12 protein-coding genes, 1 tRNA gene and 1 pseudogene are annotated in these 15,476 nt (G+C 75.2%); 2 read left to right on the forward strand and 12 right to left on the reverse strand.

Going from position 1 to position 15,476, the window contains the following annotated elements:
- Nucleotides 1–16: 16 nt before the first annotated feature.
- From IE241_RS17655 to IE241_RS34980, 3 genes and pseudogenes are all read right to left on the reverse strand, one after another.
- Nucleotides 17–89: transfer RNA gene (locus IE241_RS17655), tRNA-Ala, on the reverse strand.
- A gap of 58 nt (nt 90–147) precedes the next feature.
- Nucleotides 148–594 carry a hypothetical protein gene (locus IE241_RS17660; protein WP_190022725.1) on the reverse strand — a complete coding sequence of 149 codons (447 nt, stop codon included), beginning with the start codon at nt 592–594 and terminating at the stop codon, nt 148–150.
- Nucleotides 595–635: 41 nt separating this feature from the next.
- A pseudogene (locus IE241_RS34980) lies at nt 636–836 on the reverse strand (DUF4937 domain-containing protein); the annotation flags it as partial.
- 140 nt (nt 837–976) lie between these two features.
- Between IE241_RS34980 and IE241_RS17670 the strand changes: the two are divergent.
- Complete coding sequence (locus tag IE241_RS17670; protein ID WP_190022726.1) at nt 977–1,162, forward strand: hypothetical protein; 186 nt, start codon at nt 977–979, stop codon at nt 1,160–1,162.
- Nucleotides 1,163–1,186: 24 nt separating this feature from the next.
- Here the strand turns inward: IE241_RS17670 and IE241_RS17675 are convergent, their stop codons facing one another.
- The 8 genes from IE241_RS17675 to IE241_RS17710 form a co-directional block, all read right to left on the reverse strand.
- Nucleotides 1,187–2,716, reverse strand: a complete 1,530-nt coding sequence (locus tag IE241_RS17675) for a hydrogenase large subunit (RefSeq protein ID WP_190022727.1) — start codon at nt 2,714–2,716, stop codon at nt 1,187–1,189.
- A gap of 2 nt (nt 2,717–2,718) precedes the next feature.
- Complete coding sequence (locus IE241_RS17680; protein ID WP_229899423.1) at nt 2,719–4,629, reverse strand: proton-conducting transporter transmembrane domain-containing protein; 1,911 nt, start codon at nt 4,627–4,629, stop codon at nt 2,719–2,721.
- Nucleotides 4,629–5,327 (reverse strand): hypothetical protein, encoded by a 699-nt coding sequence (locus tag IE241_RS17685; RefSeq protein WP_190022728.1) that lies wholly within the window; start codon nt 5,325–5,327, stop codon nt 4,629–4,631. Before IE241_RS17685 ends, IE241_RS17680 begins: the two co-directional genes overlap by 1 nt.
- Before the next feature lie 11 nt (nt 5,328–5,338).
- Nucleotides 5,339–6,304 (reverse strand): respiratory chain complex I subunit 1 family protein, encoded by a 966-nt coding sequence (locus tag IE241_RS17690; protein WP_229899425.1) that lies wholly within the window; start codon nt 6,302–6,304, stop codon nt 5,339–5,341.
- Nucleotides 6,305–6,329: 25 nt separating this feature from the next.
- Nucleotides 6,330–8,363 (reverse strand): proton-conducting transporter transmembrane domain-containing protein, encoded by a 2,034-nt coding sequence (locus IE241_RS17695; RefSeq protein WP_190022729.1) that lies wholly within the window; start codon nt 8,361–8,363, stop codon nt 6,330–6,332.
- A gap of 97 nt (nt 8,364–8,460) precedes the next feature.
- On the reverse strand, nt 8,461–8,943 hold the full coding sequence (locus IE241_RS17700; protein WP_190022730.1) for an NADH-quinone oxidoreductase subunit B family protein: 483 nt from the start codon (nt 8,941–8,943) through the stop codon (nt 8,461–8,463).
- A gap of 1,078 nt (nt 8,944–10,021) precedes the next feature.
- Nucleotides 10,022–10,876, reverse strand: a complete 855-nt coding sequence (locus IE241_RS17705; protein WP_190022731.1) for an ATP-grasp domain-containing protein — start codon at nt 10,874–10,876, stop codon at nt 10,022–10,024.
- Nucleotides 10,873–11,790, reverse strand: a complete 918-nt coding sequence (locus IE241_RS17710; RefSeq protein ID WP_190022732.1) for an ATP-grasp domain-containing protein — start codon at nt 11,788–11,790, stop codon at nt 10,873–10,875. Before IE241_RS17710 ends, IE241_RS17705 begins: the two co-directional genes overlap by 4 nt.
- A gap of 479 nt (nt 11,791–12,269) precedes the next feature.
- Between IE241_RS17710 and IE241_RS17715 the strand changes: the two genes are divergently transcribed.
- Nucleotides 12,270–14,750, forward strand: a complete 2,481-nt coding sequence (locus tag IE241_RS17715; RefSeq protein WP_190022733.1) for a SpoIIE family protein phosphatase — start codon at nt 12,270–12,272, stop codon at nt 14,748–14,750.
- Between the two features lie 48 nt (nt 14,751–14,798).
- Here the strand turns inward: IE241_RS17715 and IE241_RS17720 are convergent, their stop codons facing one another.
- The gene (locus IE241_RS17720) at nt 14,799–15,317 is read right to left on the reverse strand and encodes a DUF4142 domain-containing protein (protein ID WP_190022734.1); all 519 of its coding nucleotides are present in this window, start codon (nt 15,315–15,317) and stop codon (nt 14,799–14,801) included.
- Nucleotides 15,318–15,476: the final 159 nt, after the last annotated feature.

Below are 15,476 nucleotides of genomic sequence, written 5' to 3' on the forward strand. Positions count from 1 at the left end.
CACGTTCTTGAGCCTGCCCGTACGGCCGGATTCGAACCGGCGTCCTCCGACCTGCCAGGTCGGCGCGCCTGCCGCTGCGCTACGTACGGGCATTGGCCAGCACCTTACCCATCGTTTCGGCGACGGCCAAACGGATATCGGAGCAGGTCAGACGGCAGGCAGCACGCGCCAGGCCGGCTCCAGGGGCAGCACGTGACCGGTGACCGACCGGAGGTCGTCCCCGACCGCGGCGCGGGAGTGCAGGGACGGCAGGTGCCGGGCGGCGTAGCGCTCGTGGGCGGCGCAGCCGGACCACAGGGTGGTGACCAGGTACCGGTGCGTGCCGAGCCGGGTGACGGCACCGGCGAGCATGCCGCCCGCCGCCGCCATGCCCGGCGCCCACACCCGGCGCTGCACTTCCAGGAAGTGCTCCTCGCGGCCGGGCAGCAACAGGCAGTCGGCGACGCGCAGCAGGGCGGCGCTCTGCAGGGCACCGGGCAGGTCGGCCATGTCACCCGCCATCTCGTGGACGACCTCCCCGGCGGCGGTCTCGATCGCGGTGCAGCTGTCGGCCTGCCGGTTGCCGGCGACCACCGCGTCGTGCCGCTCGCGCATGAACCTCCCGTAGGCGTCCGCGCCGGTCCACAGGCCAGCACGTGAGCGCGGCCGGTGGCGGGGTCCCAGCCGCCCACCTGCCCGACCAGGCCGGGCTGGTCGCCGATGACCGACCAGGCGCGCTGGGCGGCGGAGAATCGCTCCCGTGCGGCCGCCGGCACACGGCAGCCGATCCATTTGCCCCACATCGGCGGCAGGCCTCCCGGCAGTACGACGAACAGCGAGCTGACGCGAAGAATCATCGGCCGCCCACCTCGGTGGGCGTCAATCCGCCGGGGGTCCCGACCGGCCTGGGCCTGCGACGTAGGACCGGGGAAGTCGGGGTCGCCCCGTGGGCGTCACCGAGGCCGATCGGCTCTAGACTTCAAGGGATCTCCTGTTCATGCCCATTGCGCCGGGGGCCGCCGTGAGCGAATTCGCCGAGGCCATGCAGCAGCGCGTACAGCAGGCCCGGGAGGCCCTCGCGGAGGCCGAGTCGGCCGGGGACGCCTACGAGGTCGCCGTGGCAGCGGATGAGCTGGAGGACGCCCTGCGTCTGGCCCGCGCCCACGGCGTCGACACCGGCTAGTCCACGCGGGCTAGTCCACGCGGGCTAGAGGTCGTTCCCCGCGTACGAGAGGTTGAAGCTCTTGTTGGCCAGGGGGAAGTCGGGGACGATCGTGTCCGCCAGGGCCACGGGCAGGGCGGGCCAGTTGAAGAAGGACGGGTCGACGGTCTTGACACGGGTGAGCGCGTCACCGGCCCCGAGTTCGACCCGTGTGGTGATGGTGCCGCGCCAGCCCTCCACGATGCCGACGCCGGCGCGGCGGGTGCTGCGGGCGAACAGCGCGGGCCAGGCGAGCGAGGTCCCGGTCGTCCGGCCCGCCGTGAGCCCCGCTGCGAGCCGCTCGGCCATCGCCAGCGACGTCTCGATCTCCTCGGCCCGTACGAGGAAGCGGGCCAGGACGTCCCCGGTGGTGTGGACGGGGATGGTGAACGCCCCGGCGTGGTCGTGGAAGGGGTGGCTCACCCGGGCGTCGGCGGACAGGCCGCTGGCCCGGGCCACGTAGCCGAGGCAGCCCAGGTCGCGGGCCGCGGCGATGCCGAGGCGGGCGGTGCCGGTGAAGCGGTCGCGCACGGTGCTGTGGCCGAGGGCGAGCGTGACGATGTCGCGGATCTCCCGGCCCAGTTCCGCGAGCCGGGCCGATCCGGGCACGGTGTGCAGGACGGAGCCGCCGGGTACGACGCCGCCGCGCAGCAGCCGGTGGCCGGTGACCTCGTGGTTGAGGCGCAGCAGGCGCTCGCGGACGTGCTGGGCGCGGGCGCTGAGGATGCCGTGGCCGACGTCGTTGCAGAGGGCGCCGAGGTCGGCGACGTGGTTGTGGAGGCGTTCGAGTTCGAGGAGGAGCGCGCGGGCGCGGCGGGCGTCCACGGGAACGTGCGCGCCGGTGGCCTCCTCCACGGCGAGGCAGTAGGCGAGGGCGTGGCCGACGGCGGTGTCGCCGCTGATGCGTTCGGCGAGCGGCAGGCCCTGCTCGGGGGTGCGGCCCTCGAAGAGCTTCTCGATGCCTTTGTGGACGAACCACAGGCGGGCCTTGAGCTTGATGATCGTCTCGCCGACGACGGAGAAGCGGAAGTGGCCGGGTTCGATGATGCCGGCGTGGACGGGGCCGACGGGGATCTCGTAGACGCCTTCCCCCTCGACCTCCAGGAAGGGGTAGGGGCCCTCGGGTTCGGCGAAGGGCGGGGGCGGCCCGGCGTCGGGGTGCATCGGGTACCAGCCGCGCGGCCAGTGGAAGTGGCGTACGAGGCGGTGCGGGAGCGGGTGATCCAGCGGCACGATGCCGTGCAGGTCGCGCATCTCGCGCTCGAAGCGGCCGGCGGGGAAGGAGAGGTGGGCGAGGGTGGGGAGTTCGGGGGCCTTGGGGTCGAGGCGGACGTGCAGTTCGGTGCGGGTGTCGGGCGGCCCGGCCACGAAGAGGTAGACGACGCGGACGGCCCGGCCGCCCGGCTCGTCGGCGCTGTCGTGGTGGGCGGCGACGAGGGCGAGGCGGTGGCCGCCGCCGAGCAGGTCGGCGGCTCTGCCGGGGAGGTCGGCGGGGCCGATGTCGGTGACGGTGCGGTGTGCGGTGCCCGGTTGCATGGTCAGTGGCCTCCGATGATCTCGCCGGCCTCGGTCAGGAGGGCGGTGAGGGGGCCGGTGGTGACGCCGAGTGCCGCGCAGGCGGCCAGTCCGGCGACCAGGGGTGCCGCGGCGTCCGCGCCGAGCGGTACGGGCTCCTCCTCGTCGTCCTCGCCCGGCGGTGGTCCCAGGAGCATGCGGGAGGTGCGCGCGGCCAGGGCGGCGAAGGCGATGAGCATCAGGACGAGGGCGGCGGCGACGGCCCAGCGGGGGCCGGAGAGGAAGCCGGCCCGGAAGAGGCCCAGTTCGGAGGCGAAGAGGCCGAACGGCGGGAACCCCAGCAGGGCGATGACGGCCGCGGCGAAGGCGGTGCCGAGGCAGGGCGCGTGGGCGAGCAGCCCGCGGATCCTGCCGATCCGGGTGGTTCCGCACAGCCGTGCGATGTGGCCGGAGGCGCAGAACGCCACCGTCTTGGCGAGCCCGTGGCCGGCCATGTGCAGCAGGACCGCGGACAGGGCGAGCGGGCTGCCCACGGCGGCGCCGAGGGCGATCAGGCTCATGTGCTCCATGCTGGAGTAGGCCAGCATGCGCTTGCAGTCGCGCTGGGCCAGCAGGAGGGCGGCGGCGAGGGCGAGGGTGGCCAGGGCGACGCCGGCGAGCAGGGTGCGGGTGAAGCCGGCGCCGAGGGCCGCGTCCGCGATGACCTTGTAGCGCAGGAGTGCTGCGAAGGCGACGGAGAGCAGGACCCCGGACATCAGGGCGGAGACGGGCGCGGGGGCCTGGCTGTGGGCGTCGGGCAGCCAGGCGTGCAGGGGGGCGAGGCCGGCCTTGGCGCCGAAGCCGAGGACGACGAGGCCGGTGGCCAGCCGGGTGACGGAGGGGTCGAGCCGGTCCGCGCGGGCGGCGAGGATCTGCCAGTCCAGGGCGTACGCCTCGGGGATGCCGGCCTGGCGGGCCGCGTAGTAGAGCAGCACGGTGCCGAGGAAGGCCAGGGCGATGCCGGCCGAGCAGATCACCACGTACTTCCAGGCGGCTTCGACCGAGGCGCGGGTGCGCCGGTGGCCGACGAGGAAGGCGGTGACGATGGTCGTGGCCTCGATGGCGACCCACAGGACGCCGAGGTTGGCGGCGAGGACCGCGGCGCTCATGGCGGCGAGGAAGGCGTGGATCAGCAGGTGGTAGCGGCGGGCGGCGGGGAGGTCGGTGCGCTCGTGGGCGAGGTGGGCGGGGTTGGCGGCGCAGGCCAGGCAGGCGACCGCGCCGACGGTGAGCAGCATCCACACGGTCAGCGCGTCGGCGCGCAGCAGCCGCCCGTAGGCGGTGACGGGCCCGTCGTCGGGGACGGTGCAGGCGAGGACGGCCCCGCAGGTGAGGATCGCGAACGGCGAGACGAGCCCCAGGCGCCCGGTGAGCGGACGCGGCACGGCTCCGGCCGCCTCGGGGCGCGCGACGCGGGGCGCGTCACGGGGTCGCGGGGGGACGACGCCGACCCGTCCCGTGCCGGAGCGGGGCGGTACGACGGACCCCGCACCGCGGCGCTCGGGTGCGGCGGATCCGTCCGGCCCCGGGCCCGGCCAGGCGGATGTCACGGAGCCCGGGCCCGGGCGAGGGGAGCCGTCGGGCCCGGTGCCCGGGCCGGGAGGAGCGACGGATCCCGTACCGGGCCCAGCAGGCGTCGCGGTCCCCGGGCCGTCGCCCCGGGTGCCCGTCGGGCTCCCGTGGTGCACGGACTCGTCCGTCCGGCCGCCCGGACGGAGGACGAGGGTGGCCACGGGCGCCGCGGCGCCGCGCCGGCGCGGCGTCCGGTGGGCGAGGGCGGCGACCCCGGCGCGCGCCTTCGCGCCGCGCAGGCCGGAGGCGGCGTACGCGGCGGAGGTGGCGAGCGGTACCGCGATGGGGGCGGTCAGCAGCAGTGCGGTGGTGGCGTGCGTCATCAGTCGCGTAGCTCCCGCAGGTCGTCGATGCCGGTGCCGCCGAAGGCGGCCCGCATCCGGGTGGTGAGGATCTGCAGGACGAGAACGGCGAGGAGGACGTCGAAGGACACGCCGAGTTCGACGATCAGGGGGACTCCGGAGGCGGCGAGGAAGGCAGTGGCGGTGATGCCGTTGTCCAGCAGCAGGAAGCCGACCACCTGGGCCAGCGCGCGGCGGCGCGTGACCAGGGTGAAGAAGCCGATGAGGACGACGGCGAGCCCTACGGGCAGGGCCCGCGTCGCCGGTGTGGGGTGCAGTTCGACCAGCGGCCGGGACACGGCGTAGGCGAGGAGGGTGAGGAGGGCCGCGCTCAGCAGGGACGCGGCGACGTTGACCAGGGGCCGCGTCTCGCGCGTCTCGCTGACGTCCTCCTGGTAGTGGGGGTAGGGGCGCCGCGGGGTGCCCGCGGTCAGGGCCCGGAGCATCAGGCGGGGCAGGACCCCGGCCCGCAGCAGGCCGACGCCGGCGGCGACGGCGAGCAGCCCGGGGCGGCCCTCGTGCAGGCCGAGCAGGGCGGCGACGGCGGCCAGGGCCACGCCCTGGAGCGCGAAGACCTCGACGATCGAGGACAGTTGCCGCAGCCACAGGACGACGACGGCCGCGAGCAGGAACGCGCCGCACGCCAGGTCGAGCAGCTGGGTGTAGACGCTGTCGGTCATGTGTCCCTCACTCACTCTCCCGTGAGGAAGTAGGAGGCGGTCACCGCGAGGAGCGCCAGCAGGAAGGATCCGGCCAGCAGCTCGGGCACGCGGAAGAGCCGCAGCTTGGCCCAGAACACCTCGGCCGCGGCGAGGGCCGCGCCCAGCAGGGCGACCTTCAGCGCGAGCAGGACGAGGGCGAGGGCGAGGGCCGCCGGGGAGGCGGTCGTGGCGATGCCCCAGGGGGCGGACAGCGAGGCGAGCAGGCCCAGCAGCACGGTCAGCCGCATCTGGGAGCCGAGTTCGACCAGGGCGAGGTCGGGTCCGGCGTACTCCAGCACCATCGCCTCGTGGACCATCGTCAGTTCCAGGTGGGTGGCCGGGTTGTCCACCGGCAGCCGGCCGGTCTCGGCGAGGACGGCGACGGCCAGGGCGGCGGTGGCGAGCAGCCCCGCCGGGGAGGCGAGGCGGACCGGGTCGTGGATGCCGCCGGAGACGATGGCGGACAGGTTCGTCGACCCCGTCGGTATCGACAGGGCGAACACCGCGAGGAGGATCGTCGGTTCGACGAGGGCGGCCACGGTCATCTCGCGGGAGGCGCCCATCCCGCCGAAGGCGGTGCCGGTGTCCAGCCCGGCGAGGGCCAGGGCGACGGTGCCGAGTCCGAGCAGGGCCACGACGAGGATGAGGTCGGCGCTGCCGCTGACGGGCGTGACGGTCGAGGCCAGCGGGACGAGCGCGGCGACGACGGCCGTGGTCGCGACCAGCAGCAGGGGTGCCGTGCGGAAGGCCGGGCCGGTGCCCACGGGGGTGATGGCCTCCTTGCGCAGCAGCTTGCGCAGGTCGCGCCAGGGCTGGATAACGCCGGGCCCGGCCCGGCCCTCCATCAGCGCCCGTACCTGCCGCATCAGCCCGGCGAGCAGGGGTGCCCCGGCGACCACCAGGGCGACCTGGGCGGTCACCGCGGCCGTTCCGGTGGCGGTCATGGTGCCGTTCACGGCGTCTCCTCGTGCGAGGTGGCGCTCACCAGCCGACCGCCAGGGCCAGCAGGAGAGCGACGAGACCGAAGAACCCGTAGCCGAGGTAGCGGTGCACGCTGCCGGGGGCCAGCCGGCGCGCGGCCCGGCCCACGGCCAGAGCGGCGGCCAGGACGGGGCGGTAGAGGCGGTGTTCGATCCGGTCGGGGACGATGCGCTGGAAGCGCACGCGTTCCACGAGGTAGGCGGATTCGCGCACCGGGGTGACGTTCACGTCCTGCTCGGGGTCCAGGACGTCGTCGAAGACCCGCTGCAGGGGCTCGGCGAAGGAGGTCGCGGTGTACGACATGCGGGGGGTGGGGGCGCCGCCCCCGCAGTCCCACAGCCGCGCGTTCGTACGGCGTCCGCGACGGGTCGTCAGGCGGATGAGGGCGGCCGCGGCGACGACGCCCGCGAGCAGCGCCGCGGTCACCCACAGCGGGGACAGGGAGGCGGCGACCCTGTCCAGCCGCAGTTCCAGGCCGCCGCCCGCCAGGGGGCGGCCGCCGTGGAGGCCTGCCGCGGCGACGGCTCGTGACAGGCTGTTGCCCAGGGTGCCGGGGACGAGCGCGAGGGCCGTGCAGCCGATGGCGAGCAGGCCCATGCCGAGGTGCATCAGGGGCGGGCTCTCCTCCGCCGAGGCCGCCCCTGCGCTGCGGGCCCGGGCGAAGAAGCCGACGCCGAGGGCCTTGACGAACACGGCGGCGGCCAGCCCGGCGGACAGGGCGATGACCGCCACCGCCAGCGGCAGCACGATGGCCGTGGACACCCCGGGCACGGTCATGCCGTGGATGAGGGACTGCAGCAGCAGCCACTCGCTGAGGAAGCCGTTGCCCGGCGGGAGCGCGACCGCGGACAGCGAGGACACCGCGAAGAACCCCGCGGTGGCCGGCATCCTGGCGCGCAGCCCGCCCATCCGGTCGAGGTCGCGCAGCCCCGTGGCCCGTACGACGGAGCCGGCCGCGCAGAAGAGCAGGGCCTTGAAGACCGCGTGGTTGGTGACGTGCAGGAGGGCCGCGGCCAGGGCGAGGGCGGCGGGGACCGGATAGCCCGACGAGGCGAACAGCCCCGCCGCGCCCACCCCGATGAGGACCAGGCCCAGGTTCTCCGACGTCGAGTAGGCGAGCAGGCGCTTGAGGTCGGAGGCCATGGCCGCCTGCAGGATGCCGTAGACGGCCGACAGGGCGCCCGTCGCGAGGACCAGCAGCCACCCCCAGCCCGGTCCGCCGCCCAGCAGTTCGAAGTCCACGCGGATGATGCCGTAGGCGCCCAGGTTCACCATCGCCGTGCTCATCAGCGCCGAGACGTTGCTCGGCGCCTCGGGGTGGGCCCGGGGCAGCCAGGGGTGCAGGGGCACCATGCCCGCCTTGGACGCGAACGCGGCGGCGACCAGGACGAAGACCGCGCCGCGCGCGCCGGGCGACATGCCGGCCGCCCCTTCGCGCAGCTGCGCGAACGTCTCGCCGCCCGCGCCCGCGGCGAAGAGCGCGAGCCCCGCCAGCAGCAGGACGAGCCCTACGTGCGTCATCACCGCGTACCACACGCCGGCCTCGCGGACGGTGGAGCGCTCGCGCTGCTCGGCCAGGACGAGGACCAGCGACGTGACCGCCATGCCCTCCCACAGCAGCAGGAAGGACGAGACGGAGGCGGCGGCCGGGACCAGGACCAGGGTCAGGGCGAACACCGGCAGGGACGACTGCACGCCGCGGGAAGCGGTGCCGCGCGGGCCGCGGCCGCAGGCGTAGCCGATCCCGTAGACGGCGACCGCGAGCACCACGGCACCGGCGACGGCCATGAACAGGCCCGAGAGGGCGTCGACGGCCAGGTGCAGCCCGGCCAGGGGCAGCAGGCCCGGCAGGTACGCGGACCAGCGGGCGCCTCCCAGCGCCGCGACCCCGCCCGCCATCCCGGCGCCGCCCAGGCCCGCCGTGCACAGCCCCACGGTGACGATGCGGGCCCGGGTGGGCAGGAGCATCCCCGCCAGCACTCCGGCACCGGCGAGGCCCGTGGCCACGACGGTCGCGGACTCGGCTGGGCTCATGCGGCGTTCCCTGCGGGGGCGGCGGCGCGGGGGCGGGTGCCGACGCGGGTGCCTATCGGGCCGCCGCCGGCCGCGGGTCTCCCGCGGCCGTACGCGCTCACCGGCCCGTCACGGCGCGCAGCGCCGCCACGATCTGCTCCGGCTCCGGCGGGCAGCCCGGCACCCTCAGGTCGACGGGGACGACGTCCCCCACCGCGCCCTCCACGCCGTGGCCGCCGGCGAACTCACCGCAGTCGACGGCGCAGTCGCCGACGGCGACCACCAGGCGGGGGCGGGGCATCGCGGCGACGGTGCGGCGCAGCGGCTCGGCCATGTTGCGGGTGACGGGGCCGGTCACGAGGGCCACGTCGGCGTGGCGGGGCGAGGCCACCAGGCGGGCCCCGTAGCGCTCGGCGTCGTACACCGGCCCGAAGGCCGCCGCGATCTCGATCTCGCAGCCGTTGCAGGAGCCTGCGTCGATGCAGCGCACGTGGGCCGAGCCGGCCAGCTCCGCGGCGCCGGGCGGCAGGTCGCCCGCCGGGCGCGGCGGGGCGTCCTCGGCCACCCGTCCGGTTTCACGGATCTTGCGCAGCAGGCTCATGCGGGTTCCCTCACCTCGGCGTCGGTGTCCCTGTCGGTGTCCTTCACGAAGGTGTGGCGGCCGTCTCCCGCCGTCACAGCGCGCAATCGCGCCGAGAGACGGCCGCCGGTCGGAAGGGCCGCGACGGCCCGCGCGGACGGCGGTCGGTAGCCCGGTCCGGCGCCCCGCGGATTCCGCCGTCGGCCGGTTCCGGGCCCGCCGGCGCTCCGGGTGGGATCGTCGTACGGCCTTCGGCAGCCCTGCTTGCATGAGGACTGGTCTGGCCGGGTCAACGGCCGCGCGGGGCCGCGGTCACGGGTGGGGAGGGGCCCCGTCCCCTGGGTGTGACATTGCGGACGCCTGGGACGGATGAGTCGAATTCACTTGTCACGCACGGGCGGAGATTCGCGCCCCGCCCTGACGGACGGTCCGGCCACCGAACGGCGCCGGGCCCGGCGCGCACGGCTCCGCCGGGGTCCGGGGTCCGGGGTCCGGGGTACGGGGCCCCGTTGCACGGCAGCCTGCGGGGAACGGGCGCACGCCCTTCAAATCCGCCGCGACGGCGAACAATTCCCACGACCGTGACCGCCGGTGCCGCACACGCCTCAGGCCGGCGGGCTCGGCACCGCCGGACGCCTCGCCGGGGGTGCTCGCCATCGCGGCGGAAACAGACGGCCGACCCCGGCCGAAAGGAACGACAGCCCGCCCAGAACGGGCACATGCACCCACGAACCCGCCGCCACGGCGCGCAACCCCCAAGGCCGTGACCGGCGGTGCCGCACACACCTCAGGCCGGCCGGCTCGGCACCGCCGGACACCCCGCCGGAGGTTGCGCGCCATCGCGGCGGAAACAGACGGCCGGCCCCGGCCGAAAAGCACGGCAGCCTGCCCGGAACCGGCGCGTGCGCATGCACCTACGACACCGCCGCCACGGCGCGCAACCCCCACGGCCGCGACCGGCGGTGCCACACACACCTCAGGCCCGCCGGCTCGGCACCGCCGGACACCCCACCGGGGGTTACTCGCCGTCGCGGCGGAAACAGATGTCCGCCCCCGGCCGGAAGGGACGGCAGCCCGCCGGGAAACGGGCGACCCGGGGTCAGAGGGCCGGTTCGGCCGGGTGGGGGTGCAGGGGCGCGTTCCACGGTGTCCGGGGGGCGTGGGCGCCCGCCGCCGTGCGCAGGGTCAGGTCCGCCAGGGCCTCGGGGGCGCCCGCCTGGCCCCGTACGCCGGGGAAGGCGTTGACGTCGACGATGAGGGGCTTTCCGGCGACGTCGAGCAGGTCGACGCCGTACACGTCCAGCGCGAAGACCTCGCCGACGCGCCGCACGACGTCGAGCCAGCCCGCGGGCAGGGCGTCGGTCCGCAGCGGCTCGGTGCCGGTCCGGACGGGGGTGGCGAGCTCCGAGCGGCGCAGGCCGGCGAAGACGTGGTCGCCGACGACCCACAGCTTGTGGTCCCAGCCGTCGTTGGGGGTGAAGCGCTGCACGACGACGGGCTCGTCGCCCCACTCGGCCGCGAGCACGGCGAGCCGTACGGGGTCGTCGACGCGGGCCACCAGGTCGTGGCGGCGGCTGTGGCGGCTCTTGATCACGACGGGGTAGGACAGGTCGCCGCGGGCGGCCAGACGGGCGAGGGAGGGCTCGGTGGCGGTGGCCACGAAGGGGAGGCCGGCGCGCAGGGCGACCTCCGCCATGGCGGTCCGGTCCTGGCACTGCTCGGTCGAGCCGGCCGAGTTCAGCACGGGCGCACCGCGCTGTTCGAGGCGGCGGGCGAAGGCCAGGGCGCGCGGGGTCCGGGTCTTGAGGAGGTAGACGTCGGCGAGGTCGCCGGGCCCGGGGTCGGGCGCGGTCGCGGGGTCCAGCGCGTCGACGCGGTGGCGGGCCGTCAGCAGGCCGGTGGCCGCCGCCAGCAGCGGGTGGTCGGGGGACGGAGTGAGCAGGCCTATCTTCATGCATCGCCGCCGAGGGGGCCGACGGCGGGCGCGGACGGCTGTGCCGACAGCAGGGCGGCGGCGCCGGCCGCGGCGGCGCGCGGGCGGGTTCCTCCCGCGTCGGCCAGCCGCAGGATCGCCCAGGCGACGCGGGCCACCGCGTCGGGGACCTGACGGAAGCTGGGGAAGTCGTTGACGTCGACGACCACCGGCCCGTCGGGGCCGAGGACGACGTCCACACCGTAGAGGTCGAGGCCGAAGACCTCTCCGACGCGCGCCGCGATGGCGGCCACTTCGGCGCTCAGCGGCACCTGCCGCTCGCTCGCGGGCTGGTCGGGGTGGAGCGGCGAGCAGCGCTCGGTGGCGTAGAGCTCGCCGTCGACGCAGTAGACCTTGAGGTCGACGCCGGAGTTGGGGACGTAGGGCTGGGCGATGAGCATGCCGCCGTCCGCGCCGCGCTCGGCGTCCTGGGACGCCTGGTGCGCGAGCCGGTCCGGGGAGGGCACGAGGCGCACGGCCCGGCCGGAGCTGCCGTCGGCGGGCTTGACGACGAGGGGGTACTCGGCGGCGGGCACCTGCGCGAACTCCTCGATCCGCATGGCCGCGTAGGTCACGGGGACGGGCAGGCCGTGGGCCTCCGCGGTCACGGCGGCCAAGGCCTTGTCGCGCACGCCGCGGATGGCGCGGGCGTCGTTCACGGTGGTCAGCCCGGCGCCGGCGGCGGCTTCCAGGAGGGTGAGCCCGGGGCCGCCGGAGACCGTCTTGAGGATCCAGGCGTCGTGCCGGCCCGCGCGCACCGTCTCGGAGAGCTTGAGGAGCGACCCGCCGGGCCTGAGCACGTCCACCCGGTGGCCCCAGGACCTCAGTTGGCGGATGACGTCCACCGGCATGCCGTCGTGCCGGTACTGCTCCTCCACCAGGAAGCAGAGTCTCATTGGTGCATCCTCGTAATCCCCGGACATCCGCCGACTGCGTCCGGCAGAACTGTGACGGCTCAGGATGTCATGCGGGAGGGGGCGGACATGCCGGGGGCTGTCTCAATTCCGTAGCAAACCGATCATGCGTCGTCCGTTTTTCTCCGTATCCGACCGACTGATTCCCCGTCGGGTACGGGTCGACCCCCGCAGGACGACGGACGGGCGGCGCTGCAGCGGGGCTGTGCACATCACGTCTTGATTGGCCGATACAACGGCCTCGCCGTGGCCGGGATCGCCCGGACCGCCGCGGCCGCACACCCCCCGCAGCCACGGCCCTGCACCCGGGGCGCCACGCCCGTTCGTCCGGACAACTGCAGCAGTTCAGGCCGAGATGGATGCTTCAGTGCCGATTAGTGCGGGAAAGATAGCTACAGCCTGAATTATGCGGGCGGCAGGCGGCCCCGCCGCACACCGTCCGCCGAGCGAGATGACCACTGATGGAAGCGAATTCCGACCCCCTCTCCCCCACGGCGACGGTCCCCGTCGCCGCCGTGGACGCGGGAGGCACCGTCACCCTGTGGAGCCCTGCCGCGCGGCACGCGCTCGGCTATGCGCCGGAGGAGGTCATCGGCCGCCCCGCCGCAGCCCTGCTGGCCGCGCCCCTCCCGCCGGCGGCCCTGCGGGCGCTCATGCGATCCGCGCCGTGGAGCGGCGCCCTCACGGCGCGCCACCGGGACGGCGGGGCGGTGCGGATCACCGTGCGGGCACACCCCTGTCCGGAGGGCGACGGCCGCGTGCAGTGGGTGCTCCTCGGCGCCACTCCGCAGGGCGCCCCGCCCGGCGAGCCGGACACCGTGCTGGAGGACGCCGCGCAGAAGGACGCCGCCCTCAAGGAGTGGGCGTACGTGCAGTCCCCGATCGCCACCGCCGTCTACGACCGCGATCTGCGGCTGACCGGCGCCAACGGCGAGATGGTGCGCCTGTCGGGCCGCCCCGAGGAGGCCATGCTGGGGCTGCAGCTCACCGAGATCTTCCCCGGCGCCCCCTTCGACGAGTTCGGCCGCCTGATGGCGGAGGTGCTGCGCACCGGCGAGACCTTGCGCACGGACACCTTCTTCCGGGCGCCCGGGCAGCCCCGCAAGCGCGCCTGGGCGACGTTCTTCACCCCGCTCAAGGACGGCGGCGGCCGCGTGCAGGGAGTGTCGATAGCGGCTCTGGACCGCACGGAGCCGCACCGCGCCCGGCAGCGGCTGGCGATGGTCAACGACGCGGGCGCCCGCATCGGCACCACGCTGGATGTCGGGCGCACCGCCGAGGAGCTGGCGGAGGTCACCACCGGCGCGTTCGCGGACCTGGTCAGCGTCGATCTGCTCGACTCCGTGCTGCACAGCGAGGACGCAGCGGGCGGAGCCGGTCCGTCCGGCGCGGGCCCGGACGACGGGAGCGCCGGAGGACCGGAGGCCGCCGTGGTGCGCCGCGCCGCCGCGCGATCGGTATTCGACGGCCTCCCCGAGGGGCCGCGCCGCGCCTTCTCCTACGCGCCGCACTCCCCGCCCGCCGAGGCCCTCGCCTCCGGCCGCCCCTCGCTGCACCGCGCGGAGGCGGCGGCGATCGCGGCGTGGGCGGACGGCGGCGGCCCGGCCCTCTCCCGGTGCCTGGACGGCGACGGAATCCACTCGGTGCTCGCCGTGCCGCTCGGCGCGCGGGGCGTCACCCTCGGCGTGGCCCTGTTCGTCCGGCATCCGGGCACCGAGCCGTTCGACGCGGACGACCTGCTGCTCGCCGCGGAGATCGCGGCGCGGGCCGGCGTGTGCGTCGACAACGCCCGCCGCTACGCCGTGGAGCGCTCGGTCGCGCTCACGCTCCAGCGCAGTCTGCTGCCCGGCCGGCTGCCCGAGCCGACGGCGGTCGAGGTCACCTCGCGCTATCTGCCCGCCGGCGCCCAGGCCGGCGTCGGCGGGGACTGGTTCGACGTCATCCCGCTGTCCGGCGCCCGGGTTGCGCTGGTCGTCGGCGACGTCGTGGGCCACGGGGTGCAGGCGTCGGCCGTCATGGGCCGGCTGCGCGCGGCCGTCCGCACCCTCGCGGACCTGGACCTGCCGCCCGACGAGCTGCTCACGCACCTGGACGACCTGGTGGTCCAGCTGGCCCAGGACCAGGCGGCGGAGCGGGTGCCGGGCACCGTCCGGGAGACGGGCGCGACCTGCCTGTACGTGGTGTACGACCCGGTGTCGCGCTCCTGCGTCCTGGCCCGGGCGGGCCACCCGGCGCCCGTGCTCGTGACACCGGACGGCACGGCCCGCTTCCTCGACATCCCCGGCGGGCCGCCGCTGGGCCTGGGCGGGCTGCCCTTCGAGTCCGCCGAACTGCAGCTGCCCGAGGGCAGTCTCCTCGCGCTGTACACCGACGGGCTGGTCGAGAGCCACGACCACGACATCGGCGCGGGCCTGGACGGGCTGCGCACGGCCCTGTCGGGCCCGGCCGCGCCCCTGGAGCAGACCTGCGACGCCGTCCTGGAGGCACTGCTGCCGCGCCGCCCCGAGCGGCCCAAGGACGATATCGCGCTGCTGCTCGCCCGCACCCGGGCGCTGGACGCCTCGCAGGTGCGCAGCTGGGACCTGCCGGCCGAGCGGTCCACGGTGGCCGACGCCCGCAAGTTCGCGTCCGAGCAGCTGACGGCCTGGGGGCTGGAGGAGCTGGGGTTCACCACCGAACTGGTCGTCAGCGAGCTGGTCACCAATGCCGTCCGGCACGCCTACGCCCCCATCCGGCTCCGGCTGATCCGCGAGCGCTCCTCACTGATCTGCGAGGTGTCGGACGCGAGCAGCACCTCGCCGCGGATGCGCCGGGCGCGGGTGATGGACGAGGGCGGACGGGGGCTGCTGCTGGTGGCGCAGCTGACGGAGCGGTGGGGGACGCGCTTCACCGCGGAGGGGAAGACGATCTGGGCCGAGCAGCCGCTGGCCGCCGCCGGGTGAGGCCCCGGGGCGGCCCGCCGCGGGCTGTCCCCCGGCGTTCGCCGTCCGTCAGCGTTTCTTCTGACACACCTGCACTCTCTTGAGGTGGTCGGCGACGACGGGTCTCGCCGTTCTGGCGGCTTCGCGCACGTCGGTGTTCTTCCCCTGGGCGATCTCGTCGTCGAGCATCTTGAGGGCCTGGACGTGCCCGGCCGCCGCCTGTTGCAGCCAGAGCCGGTCGTACGCGCGCGTGTGCGCCTTCTTCTGAAGGTCCTTCAGCTGCTTGCGCTGCTCGTCCATGGCCCGGTCGGGCAGGGTCACCCGCAGGCGCTTCGCCAGGTCCGTGATCTTCTTGTCCAGCCGGGTGTGGTCCTTGACGAGGATCTCCCCGGTCTTCCTGACGCACGAGGTGGTGGCGTTCTTCTTGACGTCCTTGCCCATGGCGATCTCGCCGAGGCCGCCCTGGTGGGCCATCGTCAGGAAGGAGCCGTCCTTCTCCGCCTCCGTGTCCGTCATGGCGAGCGCGACGCCCCCCGGTCCCGCCACCAAGGCGAGGGCTGCCGCTGCGGTCGTGAACCGGTGTCCCATACGCATTCCTTCACGCTCCGTTCGTCATCGGCCCGCGGCGGTTCGCCCGGCACGGGACGGCATCGGGTGGGACGTACGTGGTGACGCCCCCATCGAGCGGATGCCTGCCCGCGGGCGGGGCGCGCCGCATCAGCGCGCCCCGCAGTCCCCTCCAATGGA

The organism is Streptomyces hiroshimensis (assembly GCF_014650335.1).
Classification (GTDB): domain Bacteria; phylum Actinomycetota; class Actinomycetes; order Streptomycetales; family Streptomycetaceae; genus Streptomyces; species Streptomyces hiroshimensis.

Excerpts from the sequence above, each read along its gene's own strand:
- IE241_RS17660 (WP_190022725.1), bottom strand. The coding sequence starts at position 594 with ATGCGCGAGCGGCACGACGCGGTGGTCGCCGGCAACCGGCAGGCCGAC.
- IE241_RS17720 (WP_190022734.1), bottom strand. The coding sequence starts at position 15,317 with ATGGGACACCGGTTCACGACCGCAGCGGCAGCCCTCGCCTTGGTGGCG.
- IE241_RS17715 (WP_190022733.1), top strand. The coding sequence starts at position 12,270 with ATGGAAGCGAATTCCGACCCCCTCTCCCCCACGGCGACGGTCCCCGTC.
- IE241_RS17685 (WP_190022728.1), bottom strand. The coding sequence starts at position 5,327 with ATGACCGACAGCGTCTACACCCAGCTGCTCGACCTGGCGTGCGGCGCG.
- IE241_RS17695 (WP_190022729.1), bottom strand. The coding sequence starts at position 8,363 with ATGAGCCCAGCCGAGTCCGCGACCGTCGTGGCCACGGGCCTCGCCGGT.
- IE241_RS17705 (WP_190022731.1), bottom strand. The coding sequence starts at position 10,876 with ATGAAGATAGGCCTGCTCACTCCGTCCCCCGACCACCCGCTGCTGGCG.
- IE241_RS17670 (WP_190022726.1), top strand. The coding sequence starts at position 977 with ATGCCCATTGCGCCGGGGGCCGCCGTGAGCGAATTCGCCGAGGCCATG.
- IE241_RS17675 (WP_190022727.1), bottom strand. The coding sequence starts at position 2,716 with ATGCAACCGGGCACCGCACACCGCACCGTCACCGACATCGGCCCCGCC.
- IE241_RS17710 (WP_190022732.1), bottom strand. The coding sequence starts at position 11,790 with ATGAGACTCTGCTTCCTGGTGGAGGAGCAGTACCGGCACGACGGCATG.
- IE241_RS17700 (WP_190022730.1), bottom strand. The coding sequence starts at position 8,943 with ATGAGCCTGCTGCGCAAGATCCGTGAAACCGGACGGGTGGCCGAGGAC.
- IE241_RS17680 (WP_229899423.1), bottom strand. The coding sequence starts at position 4,629 with ATGACGCACGCCACCACCGCACTGCTGCTGACCGCCCCCATCGCGGTA.